The organism is Ruegeria atlantica (genome assembly GCF_001458195.1).
Taxonomy (GTDB): domain Bacteria; phylum Pseudomonadota; class Alphaproteobacteria; order Rhodobacterales; family Rhodobacteraceae; genus Ruegeria; species Ruegeria atlantica.
This window is the reverse complement of sequence record NZ_CYPU01000042.1, coordinates 1-21,594: the sequence shown is the minus strand read 5'-3', so window position 1 is coordinate 21,594 and position 21,594 is coordinate 1. Positions and strand designations below refer to the sequence as shown.

The window sequence follows — 21,594 nt, the reverse complement described above, 5'->3', positions numbered from 1 at the left end:
GAACATGGCAGCACGCGCCCTAAGAGAGATCGGCCGCGGCGCGCGACCCGATATGCGTGGTTTGTTGATGACACCCGGCAACGTGACACGAGTCACGGATCAACTTGCTCGCATGCGAGGCGCCGCGATGAAGGTGGGTCAGTTGATTTCGATGGATGCAGGTGAGGTCTTGCCGCCTGAACTGGCTGACATCATGGCGCGTTTACGAGATCAGGCGCATTTCATGCCACCGAAACAATTGCGTGACGTCCTGAACCGAGCTTGGGGTGCAGATTGGCGAAAATCCTTCAAAGATTTTAACGTTAGGCCCATAGCGGCAGCGAGCATTGGGCAAGTACATCGTGCGACATTGAAAGACGGGCGCGATGTGGCGATCAAAGTGCAATATCCCGGTATCGCGAGCAGTATCGACAGCGACGTGGCCAACGTTGCCACTCTGGTTCGCATGTCAGGTCTGCTTCCCCAAAGCTTTGATCTGGCTCCGTATATCCAAGAGGCGCGCAGTCAATTACATGATGAAACGGACTATGAACGCGAGGGGCAATATCTGCGCTGTTTTGCTGACCTATTGCAGGGCGATGAAGCGTTTAAAATCCCAGAGTTCTATGCAGATTGGAGCACGCCAGAAGTTCTGACGATGTCCTTTCTGGAAGGTCGCCCTATCGAGGCCGTGAGTGATGCGACAAGCGAGGAACGCAATCGAGTCTCAGAGGCCTTGGTCAATCTCACGCTGCGCGAGGTTTTTGAGTTCGGTATGATGCAGAGCGATCCAAACTTTGCCAATTACCGATACAACCCATCCGATGGAAAAATCGGTCTCTTGGATTTTGGCGCGGCACGCGCACTGCAACCATCTGCAATAGATGGATACGTGGATCTGTTGCGCGCCGGTTTGCTTGAAGACGGCGCGGCGCTTCGTAAGGCTGCCATACAACTGAAGCTTATTGAAGGTGATGGCCCATTTGACGACCGGATCCTCGGAATGATCCGCAGCGTTTTCGAAGCAATTCTATCTGCGAATGAATTTGATTTCTCCGACCTAACGCTTTCCCACCGCCTGAACAAAGAGAGTATGGCCCTGGTCGAGGTCGGCTATATCCCACCCCAGGTGCCAATGGACGTTCTTTACCTTCAGCGAAAGATTGGGGGAATGTTTCTGTTGGCTACTCGATTGAATGCCTCGCTGCCCGTGAAGATGCTGCTTGAAAAGTACGTCATCTGAACTAGCCCAATTCACTCAAAACCAACAAGCCGAACAATTACAAACCTGCGTCACTGATCAGCGTGACCAACCCAAGACGAAGTGTGAATACGGCGCGAATGTTGCCAAACGCGGATTCGAGAACGCCTTTGAAGAGCCAATCCAGCCATTAGAAATGCCCATCGTTTAGGTTTATCATGTCGACGAATTTGTCCTGTTAACCGGCTTCGCTCCGAACCAAGAGGCGATCTTCGAAAGCTTCGGTCTTAAGGGCAGGAAAACTCGGTATGCAAGTTCCAGCAGGGACGTTACCCCGGGTAAGCCTGCCAGACGCGCCAGCCAACGCCATTTGGGTAAAGTGCCCCAGAGTTCCGTGAACCCGCGCGCACCGGACACAAGTTCTCCATCTGGCCGGCGCACAGTGAATCGATCCATCGCTTCTTGCCGCGTTAGATTTGCACCAACACGAGCATTGGGTTCTGAAACGTCGACAAACCGCAGGTGTTCAGCGCCCTTGCAAGAAGCATAATGCCCGATCTCAACGGAGCAAAGCGGGCATGATCCATCGTAGTACACCGTAGTGTGCGGTTGATCGGCGTCATCGGATGTGAGTGCAAACTCAGCATTGTCCGTTTTGTGCATTTTGTTTGACCTTGCCCATTGGGTTTCGCCGGTACGCTCGTGAGAGTTAGCGCGAAAACCAAAGAAACAATGGGGCAGTCGTGGAACACAGATACGCTATGAAGCCGCAACTTGGGATGCCGCAAGTCATAGTTAACGGCAGCTTTGCTCAAATTGCAGGCGTATAGGCAAAATTTTTGCATAGTGCGCGAGGTTTGTAGTTATCTCGCGGTTTGCTGAAGAGAGCTTAAAATTCGCCGCCACAAAAAATTGACTACGGCAATCAAATAAATTCAGTGGTTTCCGTATCGAATGATCGACGAGGCTAAATGCTGCATGAGCCTAATTTACCGATTTCAATGCGCAAACGAGATGACTCGGTTTAGATTTAGCTTTCTCCCATTAACGGTGCATTGGGGGTAGATGTTCTGGGGATCGCTGCCAATCGCGCTCACGGTGCTCGGTGGCGTACAGGTCGTTGTGGTGGTCTCTTTAACCTGTGTTCAGAAATCAGAGTTCAAACAAACTAAAGTTGGGCCAACCCGGTTCTTGGCATGGTGTTTTAGGGCTCAGAGCCGTTACCAATCTATGTCACTTTCGCCAAGGTCTCATTCTCCAGGCCAGACGCTCATCAATGAGTTCGCGGAAACTTCCGACCTTCAAGTGCCGAAGGCCGATGGCGCCTGCGCAAAGGCCGCGCCCACAGCGAAGTGGAGAGGTGGTTGAAACAAAGATCCAATTTCTGTGGCCATACGTATAGACCTCGAAGAACGGAGGTATTGTGCAGGTCGTTTGGTTCAAACGGGATTTACGGGTAAATGATCATCCGGCACTTTCGCAGGCGTCTGAGGTCGGGCCAGTTTTGCCACTCTATGTTGTTGAACCGGAGCTTTGGCAGCAACCCGACGCGTCAACACGGCAGTGGAACTTTGTTGCTGAGACAATCGCCGGACTTCGAAAAGACCTTGGGGAACTTGGCCAGCCTCTTGTTGTGCGCACCGGGCAGATTGTGTCGGTCCTATCCGAGTTGAAGGATCGTGGTCTAGTCGACCTACTTTGGTCACACCAGGAAACAGGGAACAATTGGACGTATCAGCGGGACCGTCAGGTCGCAGCATGGTGCAGGGATCATGGTGTGCAGTGGCACGAAGTGCAAAACCACGGCGTTTTTCGCAGGCTCAAGTCTCGCGACGGCTGGGCGGAACGGTGGGACAGGTTTATGGCATTGCCCGTTTCGTCACCAGTTGCGCTGAAACATATCGATATAGAACCAGGGTATATTCCCACGGCGCGCGACCTCGGCTTGCTGGATGATCTGTGCGTTGGTCGTCAAGCCGGTGGACGAGCTGCGGGTTTGGAGCGGCTGAACAGCTTTCTGACATACCGAGGCAAAAGATACCAACGCGAGATGTCCAGCCCTTTGGAGGGAGCCGTTGCGTGTTCGCGGCTGTCGCCCCACCTGGCTTGGGGCGCGCTTTCTATGCGCGAGGTCTCGCAAGCGACTGAAAGGCAAATACGCCAATTGCCGCCGCAAGCAAAGGACTGGCGTAAATCGCTGCGCTCGTTTTCTGGCCGGTTGCATTGGCATTGCCATTTTATTCAGAAACTTGAGGATGAACCTCGGATCGAGTTTGAAAATCTGCATCGCCTTTACGACGGGCTTCGACCGAAAGCGCCAGATTGCGAGCTATTGGCTGCCTGGTCCATAGGCGAAACGGGATATCCGTTTTTGGACGCATGTATGCGGTCATTGCAAGCGACGGGGTGGCTCAACTTTCGGATGCGCGCGATGGTGATGGCCACGGCGAGCTATCATCTTTGGGTGGATTGGCGAGCCCCGGGTGAGCATTTGGCGCGCATGTTTACGGACTATGAGCCAGGCATTCACTGGAGTCAGGTGCAAATGCAATCAGGCACCACTGGCATCAATACCGTGCGCATCTATAATCCAGTTAAGCAGGGCTATGATCAGGATCCAGAAGGGGTGTTCATTCGGACATGGTTGCCGGAACTGGCCCATATTTCGGATCGGTACATCCACGAACCCTGGAAAGCCCAAGATGGGAAACAAATCATCGGAGCGCATTATCCAGAGCGTGTTTTTGACCATCTCGCAGCAGCCAAAGCCGCGCGCGAGCGGGTATGGGGCGTCCGCCGGAGCACTGAGTTTCGCGCCCAAGCGCAAGCCATCGCGGCAAAGCACGCGAGCCGAAAGACCAGGCGGACTGCTCGCAAAGATGCGCGGTCGGCTCAAGATCAAGAGCAACTCGGCCTGCCTTTGGGGGACCAATGATGAGGATGCGGAAGAAAGCCGATTTGCCCCAGAAAATCTGCCCGATCTGCAAGCGCCCGTTCACCTGGCGCAAGAAATGGGAAAACGTTTGGGATCAAGTGAAATACTGTTCGAAGAAATGCAGGTCGGCCACATGACCGAGATTTTTCCAGAACTTGCGGAAGCGAAAGAGACGATCAGTTTCAAGCCCACACGAACCAGTGGCCTTAAAAGGCTGAAGCAGTTCGTGGGACGCGCCGGTCGGCATTATACAGGTAAGCGGAACTACGATTTTGGGACCGATCAACGCAGCAATGTATCGGGTTTGTCACCTTGGCTGCGCCACCGTTTGATAACGGAACAAGAGGTACTGGCAACTGTACTAGCGTCCCATAATTCCGACGCGGCGGAGAAGTTCGTTCAAGAAGTGTTCTGGCGCACTTACTTCAAGGGCTGGCTGGAACAGAGGCCCAGCGTCTGGACACATTATCAGCGGGATCTGTTGAGTGCTTTAGAGCGACTAAAATTCGATCAGGGCTTAGAGACCCGTTTCAACGATGCAGTGAACGGCAATACCGGCATCGACTGTTTCGATCATTGGGCGCGGGAACTGGTGACGACCGGTTACCTCCACAACCATGCGCGCATGTGGTTTGCATCAACCTGGATTTTTACGCTCCACATACCCTGGCAGCTTGGCGCGGACTTCTTTTTGCGGCATTTGCTGGATGGCGATCCCGCGTCGAACACGCTGAGCTGGCGGTGGGTTGGCGGATTGCACACAAAAGGCAAAACCTACCTCGCGCGACCTGATAATATTGCCAAATACACCGAAGGACGGTTTCAACCAAAAAACCTCGCCAAATTTGCGGAACCTCTGACCGAGACAGCAGAACACCCGCTTATTCCGCTTTTGACTCCGCAAGAGCCCCCAGAGGGCCCTTACCTCATGCTGTTGACCGAGGATGATCTGTCAGCCGATAGCTTAATGCCGACATCGCCTGCTGCCGCGATTGGACTTTTGGCCACGCATGGTCGGTCTCCAAATCCGATTGCAGGCGCTGTAGCGGATTTTGCCGAAGGCGCGATGAACAGCGCCCTGGAACCTCACGGAAAGCGCGTGCAATCCGCCGAGGACTGGAGTGATCCGTTGATCGAGGCAGCGCGGGATACCGGTGTCAAAACCATTGCAACAGCCTATGCGCCCGTCGGCCCCACTCGGTCACGACTGGATCGTGCGGAACCTCTGTTGAGGGACGCTGGCCTGTCTTTGAACCGGATAATACGACCCCACGACACGATAACATGGCCTCATGCAAGGGCAGGCTTCTTTGGTCTTCGAAAGAAGATCCCATCGCTTTTGAGCCAATTGAACCTGGCCACCCAACCAAGGCCATAGCTGGTGTCCACTGCTGCGCTTTTACTTCCCAACCAATTGTTTGCCCAGCACCTCGGTGTGGCCGCCCGACCCGACGCGGTTGTGCTTTTCGAAGACCCGCTTTACTTTGGCGATGCGTTTTATCCTGCCACGATGCACAAGCAAAAGCTTTGGCTGCACCGTGCTTCCATGACGCGCTATCGCGATGGCTTGGTCGCCAAGGGATTTGATGCCGCGATTTGGCCCTTTGAGCGGCAGCCGGGCGCTTGCTTGCGCCTGTTTCAAAGTCTGCGGAACCGCGGCATCAGCCATATAATCATGGTTGATCCGGTAGACTTAATTGCAGAAAAACGTCTTCGGGCGGCGGCTGGCAGAACCGATATCACGCTCGATTTTCAGCCATCACCTGGTTTTTTGAACACTCGGGCCGACAATCAGGATTGGTTTGCCGGTCGCAAACGCTGGTTCATGGCAGAGTTCTACAAAAGCCAACGCCGCCGCTTGAATGTGTTGATGGACGGCGGTCAACCGGCGGGGGGACAATGGAGCTTTGACAAGGAAAACCGTAAGAAAGTGCCCAAGGCGCTGTTGGGCAGCCTGCCTTGGATCGACTGGCCTTCCCATGACGCGGTTGATGAAGCCGCGAAAGCAAGCGTACTTGCTGACTTTCCAGAAGCATTGGGCAGCCTGGATACGTTGTACTATCCGACATCACACAAAGCTGCGTCCGACTGGCTGGCGCAGTTTCTGGAACGGCGGTTTGATCACTTTGGCGACTATGAAGATGCCATTGTTGCGGGTGAAAGCTGGCTGTGGCATGCCGCTCTCACGCCAGCCTTGAACATTGGATTGTTGACGCCCAAACAGGTTTTGGACGCTGCGCTGGCGCATGCGGATCGCAAGGGTATTCCCCTCAATTCGTTAGAAGGTTTCGTCCGTCAGATCATTGGCTGGCGCGAGTTTATGCGCGCGACCTATGAGAGCCTGGGTGTGCCGATGCGCACTACAAATCATTGGGGCCATCACCGCCCAATGCCCCGCGCTTTCTACGGCGGAACCACTGGTATTGATCCGCTGGACGACACGATCAAAAGGGTGCTCAAGACAGGGTATTGTCATCATATTGAACGCCTCATGGTTTTGGGTGGATTTATGTTTCTGTGCGAAATTGATCCGGATCATGTCTATCGCTGGTTCATGGAAATGTTCGTCGACAGCTATGATTGGGTGATGGTTCCCAATGCCTACGCGATGAGCCAGCATGCCGATGGCGGGTTGATCACCACCAAACCGTACTTTTCGGGTTCAAACTATGTTCGCAAAATGAGCAATTGGGGTAAAGGGCCCTGGGCCGACATTTGGGACGGGCTTTATTGGCGCTTTATCCTGAATAACAGCGATAGACTGGCTGGCAATCCCCGATGGGCGATGATGTGCCGTACGGCTGAACGGATGTCGCCAGAGGCCAAGAGCACGCACATAAAGACGGCTGAAGCTTTTTTGCGACGGATGACACAAGCATGAACACTATGGTGGCGCGTGACTGATATTGAGGTCACATCCCGTGATCAACTGTGGGAGTGGCTGAGCACGCATTTTGCCCAACGTGATAGCGTCCGCCTGATCACGTGGAAGGCGCCACATCCGCAGAAATATGTCAGTCGGGACGAGGTGCTGGATGCGCTGATCGCGCATGGTTGGATTGATGGAAGACGATTTACAATCGATGAAGACCGGACGGCGCAACTGATCAGCCCGCGAAAACAGCAAGCTTGGTCCAAAAGCTACAAGGGCAGAGCAGAGCGCCTTAGGCAAGAAGGCTTAATGCACCCCGCAGGAGAGGCGTCCATAAAATCCAGTAAGGCGTCAGGACTATGGAACTTCTTTGATGACGTCGATGCTCTGATTGTGCCAGACGATTTATCCGGTGAATTGGACCTGAACAAATGGGAGCAATTGCCCCCCTCTTACCGGCGCAACGTCCTTCGCTGGATCAAGATTGCCAAGAACCCAACAACGCGCCAACGGCGGATCAACAAGACGGTCGAAACAACGCATGCTGGAAAAAGAATGCAGCAAATGTAGCGCCTTCTGGTTTGCCCTTGGTTTGCAATCGCAATCTGAGCTTTCGTAGTGAAAGCGTGTGGACATCAAACGAACCTGTGCTGAAGACGACCGCGTTGTTGTGCTGTCCCATCAGATCTGGCCCGATGGTCTGGTGGACGTGGGGATCGATTTAGGTGCGGTGCATGGAACTTCGAAAAGCCCTGTCGGCTAAACCGCGATAATCAAACGGCATAAGTCTGATCCAAGAAACCCTTCGAAGCGTATTTATCAAGAACCCTTTAGCAAGGAGATAAATATGCTCCCGAAGAGTATTCTTGCGGCGACACTTGGATTACTTGCAGCTACTTCGCTTCAAGCTGGTGTACAAGTTCGCTTTATAGAAGGCGCACCCAAGGACCGTTTTGTTCTGACAAATGTCGGAGCGTGCGAAGTAAAAGCCTCGACCCTCAAAATCGACTTGTCGCAATCTGCCGGACGTCTGATTTTCGACGTTACCGAAAAAGGTGCGGGTGTAGAGGTATTCCAACCTCTCGAATTCGTTGAGGGCGCGGAAGCTCTGCGGCAAATTCCAGCGGTCGTGGACGGGCAAGATTCAATTGAACTTCAGATCGCCTCCCTCGCAACCGGGGACAAACTCGCCTTTACCATCGATGTAGATGACACTATCGGGCAACGCGAAATCACCGTAACAGGGTCGGAGATGGAAGGCGCCACGGTATCATATTCCGATGCGGACAAGGTCAGTACTGCAACATTCTCTTCCGAAGCGCTTGTCAACGTGACGACCAAGGATTGCTGAAAGCAGTCCCGCAATGTCGAATTGGTTGATCCGCATAGCATTCCTTGCGCTTGTGGTGGGCGGCGGCATCCTGATCGGGACATTGACCGCACCTGGCGAATGGTACGCGCAGCTTTCTAAACCGGCTTTCAATCCACCAAATTGGATTTTTGGGCCGGTTTGGACGGTGCTTTATGTCTTGATCGCTATGGTGGGTTGGCGCCAGTTCGAAACAGACCGAAGCTCGACCGCAAGGAAGCTGTGGTGGGCGCAGATGGGTCTGAACTTTTTGTGGTCCCCAGCCTTTTTCGTACTGCAACTGCCGTGGTTTGCCCTTGTGGTCATAGTCGCGTTGTTGGCCGTAATCGTCATGTTCATCGCTCAGGTCAGGAATTCAGATCGGGCTTCCGCACTGGCCTTCCTGCCGTACTTCGCGTGGGTCGCATTTGCCACGGCGCTGAACCTTTCCATTGCGCTACTGAACTGAGAAGGAACAATATGCGTGCCAATTTCATTGGGCTTGTTTCAGGTCTTGCCATCATCGGATGCACAATGGCTCAGGCTGATGGAAAATTAACGGAAGACTTCTCCAAGTCTCCGGAGACGCGTTGGGACTACGTTGCCGACACTGTCATGGGCGGAGTTTCTTCAGGGCAGGTGCAGTTTAGTTCGGAAGGTAATGTTGCATTCGCGCGGCTGATCGGAACCGTCAGTACAGAAAACAACGGCGGTTTCATCCAATTCCGACACAAGTTGCCTGATCGGCCAGATGCGAGTGTATCGGGCGTAAGGTTGTTGGTACGGGGGAATGGCGAGCAATACTTCGTTCACCTCAGGACACGTGGCACTGTGCTTCCGTGGCAATACTATCAGGCCGAGTTCCCAACTTCTGACGAATGGACCGAAGTCTCTTTACCTCTGTCAGGCTTCAAGGCTTCAGGTGCCATGTTGCGCGCTATTCCCGTTGCTGACGAAATCACGTCAGTTGGGGTCGTGGCGTACGGTCGCGATCACGAGGCCCGTGTAGATGTCAGCGAGATTGGTTTCTATTGAAGGTCGCCCGGGCGCAACGCTCTTATCTTCGTTGAATCAGCCAGACCAGTCGGCTCAATAAATGCAAACGACAATGCAATTCCAATAGTCTTTGCTCATCTTGTGCAAGCGACTAACTTGGGTTCATGGAAGAAGTCACTCGACTAACCGAATGGATGATTACAGAAGGTCGTCGCTCCGGCGATCCCGTAAAGGTGGTGTCACAGTTTTGTTCCTCCTTGGTCGAAGCCGGGGTTCCGCTTTGGCGAGTAAACATTGGCCAGCGCTTTGCCAATCCACTGCTTATTGCTTGGGGCGTGGTTTGGACGCCCAACGGCACCGACAGCTACGATGTCACACATGAGACGACGTTGACGGATGGTTATGTTGGGAGCTCATTCGAGTATATTCTGGCGAATGGAAAGCCGCTTCACAAAAGTCTCCATCAACTGGACTCAGAAACAGAGCATTCATCCTATTTGGAATTTGCAGAGCAAGGCGGCACCGACTACTACGCTACTTTGCTTTATTACGGTGATGGATCGCTGCATGGTTGTACGTTCGTTACACAGGCGCCGGGTGGATTCTCGCCGGAACATCTAAGGCTGATTGAAGCGGTCTTACCGGCCCTTTCTTCCGCACTGGAACCTGTGACGATGCGAAAGTCGTCTAAAGGTCTACTTCGAACCTATTTGGGAGATGGGCCTTCCGAGGCAGTCTGGAGCGGCAACATAAAGCGCGGCGAGCGAACAACTCTGGATGCTGTGGTAATGTTCTCTGATCTGCGAGGCTTTACGGCACTTTCCGAAAACTCTACGGAAGAAGAAGTCTTCGAAACGCTCAGCGACTATTTTGATCTGGTGGTCAAAGCCGTAGAAGACAACGGTGGAGACGTCCTCAAGTTCATGGGTGACGGCATCCTGTCGATCTTCACTATTGAAGCTCAAAAAAACCATGCCGACCGTTGCAGAATGGCGGCTCTTGCAGCACAGAGTGTGCTGTGTGGTTTGAAAGCTCTCAACACTAGACGGGACGAGTTCCAAAAACCGCCCTTGGACATTGGAATTGGGATCAATGTTGGGCAGGTCAGCTACGGTAATATCGGCAGCCCCGGCAGGCTTGATTTTACGGTTTTGGGCGGTGCGGTGAACGTCGCAAGCCGAATTGAAAACTTAACAAAATCAATTGGTCAGAGAGTGTTGGCGACGTTAGCAGTTGCAAGTGCTGCACCGAACATGTTCGTTAGCTGTGGGGATCACGAAATACGTGGCCTTGCTCAGCCCATTGAGCTGTTCTTTCTCACTGAAGGGGCGCAATAATCAGGTATAGTTCTTTAAAACAGCACACCTTTCCGGGAGCATCCTGAGTGTTTGTGAGGACCCTAGCCTTACTGATCTGCGCCGGGGCTTCTCCGGCCACGGCATTGGAGCTTCGCGAAACAGAGCGTTATGACCTCAATCAACCCGCAAGTCTGGACTACGATCCGACGTTTTGTGGGTTGTGGACTGCGAATGAGGGGCCCGAAGCCATTCTCGTTACTTTGCAAGGTGATGAGTTGCGCCGCATATCCAGCGATCTCTTCCGTATCAAGGCAATTGCTATCGAAGGGGATCACTTGTTGGTAGGCGACGGTCTACCGTGTTCAACCCTCTCAGCGATGGTTTGCGCCAGAATATCACACCCTTTCATCTTGGCGGCGTCGCGACAATTCGGTCTGAACGCATCCTGATGAATGGGTTCACCACTGTCCGGGACCTAGGCGGACCAGCAAAATCCATCGCTCGCATTATAGATTCCGGCATGTTTCCCGGGCCGCGCATTTACTCCTCTGAAGCCTTCATCACCCAGACATCCGGGCACGCGGACTTCCGTAAACTGAACGACCGGCATCCCACACTGTCTGGGCAAGGACCATCACATTGGGTCGAAAGTGAAATGAGCTTTATAGCCGATGGGCCGGATCAGATCCGGATGGCTGTACGCGAGAACCTGCGTCGCGGGGCAACCCAGATCAAAATTATGGTCAGCGGCGGTGTTACGTCCGAGTTCGACCCCCTGCATTCGCTTCAGTACCAAGCCGATGAAATCCAGATGGCAGTCAAAACCGCCGAACAGTGGGGCACATAGCGAATTCTACAAATACGCCGAGATCGGCTGGACGCCCGAAAAATCAAAACGATTTCTGACAAACGTTCATCTGGGGATGTTTCACACGGATGCGCGCCAACAAGTTGGCGTACCGGAAACATATGGAGCCACACTTTCTGCCAACCATACATTCGACAACCAACTGATGATCTTCGGACGGCTGGGATGGTCCAATGGCGGCGGTGCGTTGGCCAGGCGTGCAGTCAACGCAGGCTTGATGTGGCGACCTGGCACTTATGATGATCTTCTTGGCATAGCGGCCACTGTTGCCGACCTGACGACACCAGGATTGCCCAATCAAACGACACTTGAAGCTTTCTACCGTTTGGACTTGGCCAGACAATCTGGCGCTGACGGCAGACGTGCAATACCTGAAAAATCCCGGATCAAACTCGAACGACCCGCTGGTCTTGGGACTGAGACTGAGGGTCAATCTTTGATGAATGCCGGGTAGCAGTTTCCGTTCGGGCTTCATTTTGGCCGGAACGGGCGGGGGCGGCAAGTGAGTGGGTCGCCCCCAACTATTTTTGATGGCAGATTTTTTCGGTCTCCTTATGATCTCTTCAGTCTTTATGTGGGAGCTTTAGTGTCATGGCGCGATACATCTACGGTTTTGTTATTTTGCTCTTAGCTGCGGCGGTATCGACGTCTAACGCTGGTCCAGCGTACGCACAGAACGCGGCGAGTGAACAGGAACCTGCTGAGGTACAGCAAGAAGATCTATTAACTCAGGTTGCCGACAAATCAATTTCTGCCGATGACCTGGAGATACTGCTTGTTCCGCTGACGACTGATGAGCTTTCAGAAATTGCTGTTGCCTGGCAAGACCATGTTCGCAACCAACTTGAAGAAATTGCCCGTATCAATCTTAGCCTTCAGGCCGGAAACGAAGCGCAAGAAGATGACCTGAGATCACAGCTTTCTTTGATAAACGACACTGGCACTGTAATTTTGGATAATTACACACTGGTCTTGAACGAATGGGCCCTAAAGGGTGCCGCCGAAGAAGACCTGAAACCGCACACCGATTATCTTTTAGCGCTCAAAACTGGCGTGCTTAAAACAACGGATTTACAGACGTTATTTCACAACGCTCTCCAATGGTTGGTTTCCTGGGAGGGAGGCGCTGGTCTTCTATTGGCTGGGTTGGGTGTTTTGGCTGCTGTTTGGGTTATGATGTTTGTAGCCAAAATGGTGCGTCGTTTAACTGAGCGCGGTCTTGAAAAAATACCAACAATATCGCGGATGCTTAAGAAATTCATTGCGACCGCAGTGTTTTGGGCGGTCTTTATTCTCGGCATTCTGGTTGTACTTGCCTTGTTTGGTGTGAACGTCACTCCTTTGTTTGCAATATTTGGTGGTTTGTCTTTCATTCTTGGCTTTGCGCTTCAGGAAACGTTAGGCAATCTCGCCAGCGGTCTGATGATCATGGTTTTGAAGCCATTCGATACCGGAGACTATATTCAGGTTGGCGGGTCATCTGGTTTTGTTGACGAGATGTCGGTCGTTTCGACAAAAATCCGAACCTTCGACAACCAGATCATCATTGTGCCGAATAGTAAGATCTGGGGTGACGTAATCACAAATGTCAGCGCATCTGATGAGCGTCGCGTCGATCTGGTTTTTGGGATCGCGTATTCAGACAACGCTGCTCACGCAATCGATGTTCTGAAGGAATTGGTCGCAAGACATGAACTATGCCTGAAATCGCCTGATCCAGAAATATTTGTTGGTGAACTTGGCGACAATTCAGTCAATATCTTTTGTCGACCGTGGTCCAAGTCTGACGACTATTGGACTGTCTATTGGGACCTCACAGGACAAGCCAAGGAGCGGTTTGACCAAGAGGGAATATCAATACCGTTCCCGCAGCGCGATGTTCACCTGATTCCAGTGGAAGGAGCAAAGACATGAGAGCATTAGTAATATGGATGATGTCCTTTCTGCTTCTTTGCAGTGTAGCCTCGGCCCAGTCAGAAGAAATACTGCTGCCGCAGCAAGAGCGAGAAGATCCCGAATTCATAGCACCGGTTATTGTCGATGGGGATGAGCTTTTTGTCGTCCGCGGATCCAGCGCATTGCCCGCAACGGACAGGGCCGCAAAGATTGAAGAAAGAATTGCTCAAGTCGCGGATAGATCAGAGAGCAAAACGGTCGACATCCAAATCTCCCGGGCTGAATTTGGACAACTCGTACGCGTCGACGGCCATATGGTCACTATTACCACTCAGGCTGACGCCGATCACGAACAGATGGACATTGAAGTTCTGGCCGGGCTGCAAGCAGAGGCCATCGAAAATGCCATTTTAAAGTACCGGGAAGCGCGATCCAGCGAAGGCCGCGTTGACAGCGCCTTGGCCGCTGTCGCTTGGACGGCGCTGTTTGCACTAGTGTCATACTTCTTCTTTGCCAAACGGAAGAAGTTTCTGGGCTACGTCAGAAACAACTTGGAAAAGAGAGCGGAAAGCGTCGAGGAAGCTACAAAATCAATCCTACGAAGCAGGGCAATCGCGTCTATCATCGTTTATTCAATTCATGCTTTGATGTGGGTGCTGTTTCTGTTTTTTCTCTATTACTACCTGTCCTTGGTTTTGCTGTCATTCGCGGAAACCCAGGCCATCGCTCAAGTTCTTCTAAAGTACGTTAGTGAGCCATTGATAAATGTTGTGCTGGCTGTCGTTGGGTACATCCCAAACCTGATCATGCTGGTGATTATTGCAGCCTTATGTCGATTTGCGATCCGCGGCCTCGATCTGTTCTTTGACAACCTGGAGAACGGTGCATTCGAAATCAAAGATTTCGAGGCGCACTGGATCGCGCCAACGAACATGCTGTTCAGGGCTTTGATCATCGTGATCGCACTGGTGTTCGCCTACCCATACATTCCGGGCTCAGGTTCCCGGGCGTTTCAAGGCCTGACAATTCTTGCCGGTATCATGGTCTCGTTGGGATCTAACACAGTTGTATCGAACATGATGGCAGGTCTGTTTGTCATCTATCGGCGCAGCACGAATGTTGGTGATCGAATAATGGTTGGCGACAAGATAGGGGACGTAACCGAAATCAAGCTTATGGAAACACTTATCAAATCCATCAAAAACGAAATGATCAGTATTCCAAACGCTCAGTTGTTGAACTCAGAAGTCGTGAATTATTCGCGCAAAGTCGATGGTCGAGGCCTTCTCGTTCACACAACGGTCGGGATCGGGTACGAGGAGCCGCCAAAAAAAATCACGGCAATGTTGATAGAGGCGGCTCATCGCACACAGGGTTTGAAGAAAAACCCGGAGCCTTTTGTACTTTGGACACAGTTGGCTGACTATGCCATCAATTACGAAATTAACGCATACACATCTCGAGGATCGAGTTTGCCTAAGATTCTGTCTGATCTACACCAAAACATCGTGGAAGTGTTCAACGAGAACGGTACGCAAATTATGACACCGTCCTACATGGCCGACCCGCCAAGTCCTAAGATTCCCACCGAAGAATGGGATGGAAAGCTTGCTCATATAGCGGAGTAAAAGAATACCACGTCCACTCTGGGTCCACTAAACCCTTCCATTGCAGGTTGTCGGATTAGTTTGATTGATCCAGAGCAATGGGTAGGATTAATGAAATAGTTTTCAGGACGTTTTGAGGTTCCAGATGATCAATTGGGCATTTACTGCAATGGTAACGCTTCTCGCGAGTGGCGCTCTTGCCGCTGGTATGGAGCCGTGGGGTGAGTCCGGCGACTGGAAAATTTTGATCGACTCCGAGAAGGGAAATGGCTGCCTCGCGTGGAAGCCCTTCGAAGACGACATGACAGTTGAAATTGGCGTCGCACCCAATCAGGCTGGCGGTTTCTTCGCCGCCTATAATCCGGCCTGGGTTCAGATTGAGGACGGGTCGACCGGCATCGTGAACTTCGATTTTGGTGACGCAAAGTTTGAAGGCGAAGCCATAGGTGTTTTCAAGAATGGCGTCCCCGGGGGTTACGCCTTTTTCGACAACCCTGCGTTTGTAACCGAATTCGGCAAGCGCCAAAGCGTCACGATTATTGGTGAAAGTGGAGCCGAAGTAGAACTTGATCTAAGTGGGTCCTCAAAAGCCATCGAGGCCGTTTTGGCATGCCAGGCAGAACAGCCTGAACCACTAAAAAACTAGGTCGTGACCGGCTATTTCAGTTGATTGATGTCTGGCACGCACGGTTGCCTATCTGCTGGCATCGCATCAGCACCTTCCGGAGCCTTGTTTCTGGACCCACCCACATCCAACTTGAACTTCGGTGACGAAAGTTGGCCAGTCACGTCAAACGGCCACGCGCTACGGGATAACGGATTGCCAACTCGACGAGGTTCTGCCCTGATCGCAATAGTATCTTTGACCCAATCCACTTGGCCCTTGGCCACCAATTGAACAGAACCCGTTTCAACCACGATGGAGTCTGAGCTTACCCGGCCGGCTTCGATGTTAATTGGTGCCACAACGCATGTTATGTCCGTGTAACCTTGACGGAGTTCCTCTGAAAACAGCCAAGGGAAAACACCAAGCCCTGCCAACTCCAGAAGGCTGGTGCTGACATAGCCTTGCGACATCGACAAAGAAGCATTGCCGCGCATGGAATTCACAAACGCATTGCCAGACGCGGTACTGCCTGACACGTTGAACTCACCACTCAATCGCCCATATGCAGCTATCCCGATACCCAGTTCATCGAGAATCTCTCCGAATTCCCATCCTGAGGTTGACCCCGACAAGGAGAGCCAATCAGGTGAGTCAATCAGATCCATCACTGCCCGTAGGCTGAAGTTTCCACCGCCATATGCCAATTGGAGCGGCCCAAAATCTACGGTCCCTTCTTTTGCAGACAATTGGCTGGAAACAGAAGTTACGCCTTGTTGGCCAACAATCTCCTTAAAGTCGATTTGTACCTCGACGTCTGCCTCTCTCAGTACGCGCTGCACATCCAGAAGATCGGCTGGCTTTCCTTTCTCCTTTGGTAAAACCGGGGGCTGTACGTTGGTTTCCTTCGCTAGAACCAAGGGCTGTACGTCGGCTTCAGGATCTTTTGAAGCGTCGCTTACCAAGCTCGTAAGCTGGTCCAACGTGGCGGTCAGGTTTTTTAGATCGTTCAAATCGAGCCTTTTACTCGCAACGTTTCCGCGAATTACAGAAGCGCCCTCGGGAAATTTTGCATCCAAAGCGGCCAGAAGGTGTGACGAACCGGCTTCAAACTCGATTGAGGCGGTGAAGTTCTCGCCCTGCTTCGACGTCACTGCATCGACGGCAAGTGCGCCAATCTCGACAGGTTGCAATTTGAGCGCAGTCAGAAAACTAGCTCCGTCGCTGACATCCAGTTCCACGTCAAAATCAAGGCCTGACAGCCCTTTCAATTCGCTGACCGATAGCGCGAGGTCAAGCGCCCAAAGATCTGTGCCATAGGTGGTGGCATTAAACCTGTTGAGCGAAACAGGCCCTCCTTCATTGGACAAGCTGAAGTCGGCATTTATGCCACCGAGCTGATTGACAAAATCTTCATCCATATTTGGCAAAATCAACTTGGCCGGCCCGTTGAGTGTGGCATCGAAGGTCACGTCCTGAAGCTGAAGCAGGTCGAGAATCTCGCCGTCGGCCTTTAGAATTGGGTCCTCGACGGGTCCAGCCTGTAAGGCGATGCCCAGCATCGCAAGCCGACCATCAGGCATGCGGCGAATGCGTTCAATAGAGGCTGGTCCGATCACGTCCAGGCCTTGGTCAAATGCGTTAGTTTGGAACAGAAGCTTCTCGAACTCGAAAGACGCAAGGGATCCCACCATGTGCATTTCAAAGGCTGTGAACTTCAGCTCCTGGAAACTCTTTGCTGCGTTCGGCGGCTGCCCCTCAGGATATAGCCGCGCGTCGAATAACAGATCAACGCCCCGAGCTGTGTAGAGGTCTTCTATCGATCCTTCAGCAGTAAGTTGTTGTCCGTCCTCAAGGTTTACGGTGGTCGTAAAGGTCTCGATTTTCAGAGCATCCTGAGAAACAAGCTCTGCTTGCAACTGGCCATTCCCCTCCAGAACTCGCTTCAGCCCAATGACTTCAAGAAAGTCACCGAACTCACCAGTGTCCATCTGCAAGATGGCACGATACCCGCCTCCCTCGCTTTCCGAAAATGGTTCGCCGTCGTAGCTCACCGTCATTTCGCCAAAATTGGCGCGCGTCGTAAACGGTGCACTATGAGGATAGTCACCCTCGATTTCGAAACTTTGACCGTTGACGGAGCCTGTCCCCGAGACCTTTGTTCTTTGCCCTTTGTCTACCTGTTCCAGAGCGAGAGACTGGAGGTCAAACACGAACGAAAAGCCAGAGGTTTGATCATCAATGTTCAACCCAATGGATGTGAAAGCTACATTCTTGTCACTCAGGAATGCGAGGATCCCGCTACCTTCTGGGTCGCCCTCATTGGACCCGCCTGTCTCAGCTATAGCCTCTTGATTGTCCTCTTCCGTGGCGTTTTCGGGTTCAGGTTTTGGCGTCGGTCGGCCTTTTCGCCAACTTGTAGTGCCGTCAGCAGCTGTAAGGAAATTCGCCTGGAGACCGTCAACGACGAGGTTGTCAAAGTGCAGACGTCGATTGGCCAAAGCGGCAACATCTAATTCCAGTTCCAGAAGGTTCAATTCTGCAAGAGATGCTTCCGGCATTGTTTGGCTCGGGATAACCACACCACCGACGTAAATGTGGGTAATGCGTCCAAGCGCGACACTTACATCGTCGTTGACCACAATCGGTTGGCCGATTTGTTCAGAAAGGACTTTTTCGACCAGGTCACGTCGCATCTCCGAGAATAGCGGCGCAGCAAGTAGCAACCAAACAAATCCGATTGTTGCAAACACAAGTAGTACGACAATCCCAATTGATCTAAACAGCCAAGTCCTCATGCATCCCCCTGTCGTCGCCTACGCCGTTTGGTCAATCTTCAATTCGGCGTTCGCCAATCTGCTGGACTAGATGGGCACATAATTCGGTTCGCGCGCGCCGCGCATTTCGTGCTCATCGGTCCAAAGCCGCCAGGATACGAGCATCCCGCTCGTATGGGTCCTCGCGGAAATGAACGACCCCGTCTTCGACCCACGCTGTCCAGTACGTCAAAAGAACTGGCATTGGCTCAGGTAGATCAACGCGCGTTGTCTTTCCGCTATCCAAAATGGACTGCATCTTCTGTCGGCTCCAATCTGGCTCTCCCTCCATCAGAAGGCTCGCGAACTCGAACGGATACTCAAGGCGGACGCAGCCGGAACTGAGATTTCTCTCGTTTCGGTCAAAAAGAGTTTTGTCGTTTGTGTCGTGCAAGTATACAGCGTATTTGTTTGGAAACATGAACTTAACCAAACCCAGCGCATTGTCTGGGCCCGGTTGCTGAACCAGGGTCACGCCGGGGTTCTTCGCCCCCCAGTTTACAGCGTTTGCTGGGATTGTCTGGCCATCCTTGTTCCGAACGACATAATTGTTGCGTGTCAGATAGGCTGGATCCTTGCGGATGCGCGAAAGTTTGTCTTTACGAAAAATCGAGGCGGGAACGGTCCAGGTGGGATTGAATTCCATGTACTTGATTTCGTCTCGGAACACTGGGGTCTTTCGATAGGCTGACCCTGTGATTGATCTAGTGGTCCAAAGCGTGCCATCCGATGTGACCAAATAAGTGCGGGCTCCTGCAATGTTCACCAGCACGAATTCGTCGTCGACTTCCCGCATAAGCCAGCGGCCACGTTCCAAGCTGAGACGCAGCTTGTTAATGCGATCTTCCACCGGTTTGTTTAGCGATGCGAACGTCTTACCGCCAATTACCCCATCGGCTTCTAATCCATGTCGACTCTGAAAAGATTTGACTAATTTCAATAAGTTATCGTCGTAAACCCAAGCTGGATTTATGCCGTTTTCGCCATCTTCAGAAGAACCGCTTGTTTCGACGTAGCCTTCTGCCGCCAGCCTTACGCGCAGCTCAGCGACAGCAGGGTCCACCATCTCTGGTTTAAGAACGGTTTCATCCGAAACATTGGTCCAACCGCCCTGTAAAGCAATGGCCCTATACTTACTCAGTGCTTCGACAAGCATCGTATACTGCGCATTGTCGATATCGATGCGCTCGATTAACGCGCTAAAACCTTCACCTTGAAGAAACTGATTCAGGACAACGGCTGGGTCTTGTTGAATTACCGGTTTTGAGAAGTTCCAATCGTCGTCCAGTGCATTTGGGTCGACTTTCCCAAACACCAAATGATGAACCAGTTTCACAGCAGCGTCAGTTGCTAGAATATCGAACAATGCTTGATTAGAGACATCCCCACTTTGGGCGGCCTTAAATGCGGCTTGAAGCTCCGCTAAGTCAAAGTCTTCTGGTCTGAAACCCTGTTCTATTGCACTATCCAACTCATCAAAGAGTTCGTCCGACAGTACATCGCGTGCCCACGCAGGAGTGAAGTCCCTCTCTTCGTAAAAACGCGGCACTAGGATTTCAGCATCCAAGCTCTTGCTGTCAGGTGGCGTGCTACTCACGTCCAACTTGGCACCGAGTAGAGAAGCAATCTGCTCTGATATCTCGTTTGCGACACTTGGGTTGGGGAATATTGTTACCAATGCAGTTAGCGAAATCGCGACTAACGACTTAACGTGACCCACCAATACCTCCTGCGGCTTCGCGCTATATGCTGTCTCTATGTGGGAGGATACTCATACATAATGTATAATCAAATCGTAATTTATGATTTTAGTATGGCCATTTGATCGGAGGGTTCGAGAGCCGTGTGGATATGCAGGGGATCAAGTCCAAACGATGCTGTGGACGAGGCGGCCCTGTTGAATCTACTGTCATTGCAGTATCGACGGAGTTGGGCGGGTTATGGCGACATTTGTATTGGTCCATGGAGCGTGGCAAGGGGGATGGTGCTGGGCTCGCGTAGCCACCCTTCTGCGTAGGGACGGCCACGACGTTTTCACCCCGACACTGACAGGGGTGGGTGAACGTGCGCACCTCGTGAGTGACGAAACCGATCTGGCCATGCATATCGAGGATGTCCTGGGGGTAATCAAGTGCGAAGAACTCTCTGACATTGTTTTGTGCGGTCATAGCTATGGCGGCATGGTTGTCACCGGAGTGGCGGATAGAGCGCCCGACCACATTCGCTCACTTGTGTACCTCGATGCGCTCGTACCGGGCGATGGGCAGGCGGCCTTGGATGTTTTGCCTGCGGATATCGCGGCAGGGCTTCGTGATAGTGCCGCCGATGGTAAAGTCGCGCCGGGCCCAGCGGAGGCTTTTTCGGTGAATGGAGCAGACTGTGCGTGGGTGGACCGCCGAAACGTCGCGCAACCACTCAAGACATTTGAGCAACCGATGCAACTGGTGAGCGGCGGAGCCGAGGTGGTAAAGCGGACCTACATCTATGCCACCGGCTGGGTCCCAGGGCTTGGCCAACCGTTTTTTGAGCGATACCAGCATCAGTCGGGGTGGACAGCGATTTCGGTGCCATTCGGGCACTACGTGATGATCGATAGGCCTGACGACTTGGCCCGAATGCTAATGTCTGCGATTTGAATTTGGCCGCCGGATCCTGCACGAGCGCGCGGACAGCGAAATCGCCCGCGTAGAAATAGTTATTGCTTCTATCCCGATTGTCCTACTTCGATCAGCGCTTCGGGCGAGATGCGCCGTAGCTCCGCAAGTGAATCCGCGTCTCGACTGATCAGCTGGCATTGATCTCAAACCGAAGCTTCAGCTTCAATGGCAGGCAACCGATCTCGGCGCCGTCACTTTCGGATACCCGATAATGAGTATGCGGCACTAGCTAGGAAAATAAGATTGGCTCAGACAAGGCGCTCGACGTTATCTTGGCCAACTAGGCTCAGGACCTATTAATCTGATTGAGGTTGTCGGTTCGGCGTGATTCAAGCTCCCAAACTGCGGGGGTTATATGAGCAATCTTTACTGGCTGAACGAAGATCAAATGGCACGGCTTCGGCCCTGTTTTCCGAAGAGCCACGGTGTGCCACGCGTCGATGATAGGCGGGTATTGAGTGGTATTATCTTTATTAATCGCAACGGCTTACGTTGGTTTGACGCACCAAAGGAGTAT

The 21,594-nt window shown here is 52.4% G+C and carries 21 protein-coding genes; 18 read left to right on the top strand and 3 right to left on the bottom strand.

All coding sequences use genetic code 11. The features are described 5' to 3' along the window. Positions 1-4 precede the first annotated feature (4 nt). Entirely contained in the window at positions 5-1,222 is a 1,218-nt protein-coding gene (locus tag RUA4292_RS14450) for an ABC1 kinase family protein (protein ID WP_306346066.1), read from the top strand. Between the two features lie 174 nt (positions 1,223-1,396). Here the strand turns inward: RUA4292_RS14450 and RUA4292_RS14445 are convergent, their stop codons facing one another. Continuing rightward, the gene (locus tag RUA4292_RS14445; RefSeq protein WP_058278248.1) at positions 1,397-1,843 is read right to left on the bottom strand and encodes a thiol-disulfide oxidoreductase DCC family protein; all 447 of its coding nucleotides are present in this window, start codon (positions 1,841-1,843) and stop codon (positions 1,397-1,399) included. A gap of 760 nt (positions 1,844-2,603) precedes the next feature. Here RUA4292_RS14445 and RUA4292_RS14435 point away from each other — a divergent pair. The 15 genes from RUA4292_RS14435 (at position 2,604) to RUA4292_RS14375 (ending at position 15,646) form a co-directional block, all read left to right on the top strand. Next, a complete protein-coding gene (locus tag RUA4292_RS14435) occupies positions 2,604-4,115 on the top strand; it encodes an FAD-binding domain-containing protein (RefSeq protein ID WP_058278246.1) in 1,512 nt (503 codons plus the stop codon). Continuing rightward, on the top strand, positions 4,112-4,252 hold the full coding sequence (locus RUA4292_RS25545; RefSeq protein ID WP_082637120.1) for a DUF2256 domain-containing protein: 141 nt from the start codon (positions 4,112-4,114) through the stop codon (positions 4,250-4,252). The genes RUA4292_RS14435 and RUA4292_RS25545 overlap by 4 nt, the downstream gene beginning before the upstream one ends. Beyond that, on the top strand, positions 4,249-5,493 hold the full coding sequence (locus RUA4292_RS14430; RefSeq protein WP_058278258.1) for an FAD-binding domain-containing protein: 1,245 nt from the start codon (positions 4,249-4,251) through the stop codon (positions 5,491-5,493). Before RUA4292_RS25545 ends, RUA4292_RS14430 begins: the two co-directional genes overlap by 4 nt. Positions 5,494-5,496: 3 nt before the next feature. After that, a complete protein-coding gene (locus RUA4292_RS14425) occupies positions 5,497-6,996 on the top strand; it encodes a cryptochrome/photolyase family protein (protein ID WP_058278245.1) in 1,500 nt (499 codons plus the stop codon). 15 nt (positions 6,997-7,011) lie between these two features. Beyond that, positions 7,012-7,557, top strand: a complete 546-nt coding sequence (locus tag RUA4292_RS14420) for a YdeI/OmpD-associated family protein (protein WP_058278244.1) — start codon at positions 7,012-7,014, stop codon at positions 7,555-7,557. 58 nt (positions 7,558-7,615) lie between these two features. Next, positions 7,616-7,750: a hypothetical protein gene (locus tag RUA4292_RS25495; protein ID WP_256364029.1), complete on the top strand. Its 135-nt coding sequence runs from the start codon at positions 7,616-7,618 to the stop codon at positions 7,748-7,750. Positions 7,751-7,834: 84 nt separating this feature from the next. After that, a complete protein-coding gene (locus RUA4292_RS14415) occupies positions 7,835-8,338 on the top strand; it encodes a hypothetical protein (RefSeq protein WP_058278243.1) in 504 nt (167 codons plus the stop codon). A 13-nt stretch (positions 8,339-8,351) separates the two neighbouring features. Then, on the top strand, positions 8,352-8,804 hold the full coding sequence (locus RUA4292_RS14410) for a TspO/MBR family protein (protein WP_058278242.1): 453 nt from the start codon (positions 8,352-8,354) through the stop codon (positions 8,802-8,804). Between the two features lie 11 nt (positions 8,805-8,815). Beyond that, positions 8,816-9,370 carry a CIA30 family protein gene (locus RUA4292_RS14405; protein WP_058278241.1) on the top strand — a complete coding sequence of 185 codons (555 nt, stop codon included), beginning with the start codon at positions 8,816-8,818 and terminating at the stop codon, positions 9,368-9,370. 125 nt (positions 9,371-9,495) lie between these two features. Beyond that, positions 9,496-10,668 (top strand): adenylate/guanylate cyclase domain-containing protein, encoded by a 1,173-nt coding sequence (locus tag RUA4292_RS14400; protein WP_058278240.1) that lies wholly within the window; start codon positions 9,496-9,498, stop codon positions 10,666-10,668. 319 nt (positions 10,669-10,987) lie between these two features. Further along, positions 10,988-11,476: an amidohydrolase family protein gene (locus tag RUA4292_RS14395; RefSeq protein ID WP_058278239.1), complete on the top strand. Its 489-nt coding sequence runs from the start codon at positions 10,988-10,990 to the stop codon at positions 11,474-11,476. Continuing rightward, the gene (locus tag RUA4292_RS25710; RefSeq protein ID WP_058278238.1) at positions 11,430-11,951 is read left to right on the top strand and encodes a hypothetical protein; all 522 of its coding nucleotides are present in this window, start codon (positions 11,430-11,432) and stop codon (positions 11,949-11,951) included. The genes RUA4292_RS14395 and RUA4292_RS25710 overlap by 47 nt, the downstream gene beginning before the upstream one ends. A 137-nt stretch (positions 11,952-12,088) precedes the next feature. Next, positions 12,089-13,411 carry a mechanosensitive ion channel family protein gene (locus RUA4292_RS14385; protein ID WP_058278237.1) on the top strand — a complete coding sequence of 441 codons (1,323 nt, stop codon included), beginning with the start codon at positions 12,089-12,091 and terminating at the stop codon, positions 13,409-13,411. Next, positions 13,408-15,021 (top strand): mechanosensitive ion channel family protein, encoded by a 1,614-nt coding sequence (locus tag RUA4292_RS14380; protein WP_233493446.1) that lies wholly within the window; start codon positions 13,408-13,410, stop codon positions 15,019-15,021. The genes RUA4292_RS14385 and RUA4292_RS14380 overlap by 4 nt, the downstream gene beginning before the upstream one ends. Positions 15,022-15,169: 148 nt before the next feature. After that, positions 15,170-15,646 carry a hypothetical protein gene (locus RUA4292_RS14375; RefSeq protein ID WP_233493445.1) on the top strand — a complete coding sequence of 159 codons (477 nt, stop codon included), beginning with the start codon at positions 15,170-15,172 and terminating at the stop codon, positions 15,644-15,646. 11 nt (positions 15,647-15,657) lie between these two features. On the opposite strand, the gene RUA4292_RS14370 is transcribed toward RUA4292_RS14375, so the two are convergent. Further along, entirely contained in the window at positions 15,658-18,402 is a 2,745-nt protein-coding gene (locus tag RUA4292_RS14370) for an AsmA family protein (RefSeq protein WP_082637119.1), read from the bottom strand. 112 nt (positions 18,403-18,514) lie between these two features. Beyond that, the gene (locus tag RUA4292_RS14365; protein WP_233493444.1) at positions 18,515-20,140 is read right to left on the bottom strand and encodes a L,D-transpeptidase family protein; all 1,626 of its coding nucleotides are present in this window, start codon (positions 20,138-20,140) and stop codon (positions 18,515-18,517) included. A gap of 220 nt (positions 20,141-20,360) precedes the next feature. Between RUA4292_RS14365 and RUA4292_RS14360 the strand changes: the two genes are divergently transcribed. Both RUA4292_RS14360 and RUA4292_RS24080 read left to right on the top strand, forming a co-directional pair. Next, a complete protein-coding gene (locus RUA4292_RS14360) occupies positions 20,361-21,056 on the top strand; it encodes an alpha/beta fold hydrolase (protein WP_058278232.1) in 696 nt (231 codons plus the stop codon). A 376-nt stretch (positions 21,057-21,432) separates the two neighbouring features. Further along, positions 21,433-21,594: transposase (locus RUA4292_RS24080; protein ID WP_145974960.1), on the top strand; the 162-nt coding region annotated here is incomplete at its 3' end.

Coding starts and splice junctions, on each gene's coding strand:
- RUA4292_RS14360 (WP_058278232.1), top strand. CDS start 20,361: ATGGCGACATTTGTATTGGTCCATGGAGCGTGGCAAGGGGGATGGTGC.
- RUA4292_RS25710 (WP_058278238.1), top strand. CDS start 11,430: ATGAAATCCAGATGGCAGTCAAAACCGCCGAACAGTGGGGCACATAGC.
- RUA4292_RS14370 (WP_082637119.1), bottom strand. CDS start 18,402: ATGAGGACTTGGCTGTTTAGATCAATTGGGATTGTCGTACTACTTGTG.
- RUA4292_RS14380 (WP_233493446.1), top strand. CDS start 13,408: ATGAGAGCATTAGTAATATGGATGATGTCCTTTCTGCTTCTTTGCAGT.
- RUA4292_RS14430 (WP_058278258.1), top strand. CDS start 4,249: ATGACCGAGATTTTTCCAGAACTTGCGGAAGCGAAAGAGACGATCAGT.
- RUA4292_RS14385 (WP_058278237.1), top strand. CDS start 12,089: ATGGCGCGATACATCTACGGTTTTGTTATTTTGCTCTTAGCTGCGGCG.
- RUA4292_RS14450 (WP_306346066.1), top strand. CDS start 5: ATGGCAGCACGCGCCCTAAGAGAGATCGGCCGCGGCGCGCGACCCGAT.
- RUA4292_RS14375 (WP_233493445.1), top strand. CDS start 15,170: ATGGTAACGCTTCTCGCGAGTGGCGCTCTTGCCGCTGGTATGGAGCCG.
- RUA4292_RS14400 (WP_058278240.1), top strand. CDS start 9,496: ATGGAAGAAGTCACTCGACTAACCGAATGGATGATTACAGAAGGTCGT.
- RUA4292_RS14415 (WP_058278243.1), top strand. CDS start 7,835: ATGCTCCCGAAGAGTATTCTTGCGGCGACACTTGGATTACTTGCAGCT.
- RUA4292_RS14405 (WP_058278241.1), top strand. CDS start 8,816: ATGCGTGCCAATTTCATTGGGCTTGTTTCAGGTCTTGCCATCATCGGA.
- RUA4292_RS25545 (WP_082637120.1), top strand. CDS start 4,112: ATGATGAGGATGCGGAAGAAAGCCGATTTGCCCCAGAAAATCTGCCCG.
- RUA4292_RS14445 (WP_058278248.1), bottom strand. CDS start 1,843: ATGCACAAAACGGACAATGCTGAGTTTGCACTCACATCCGATGACGCC.
- RUA4292_RS14410 (WP_058278242.1), top strand. CDS start 8,352: ATGTCGAATTGGTTGATCCGCATAGCATTCCTTGCGCTTGTGGTGGGC.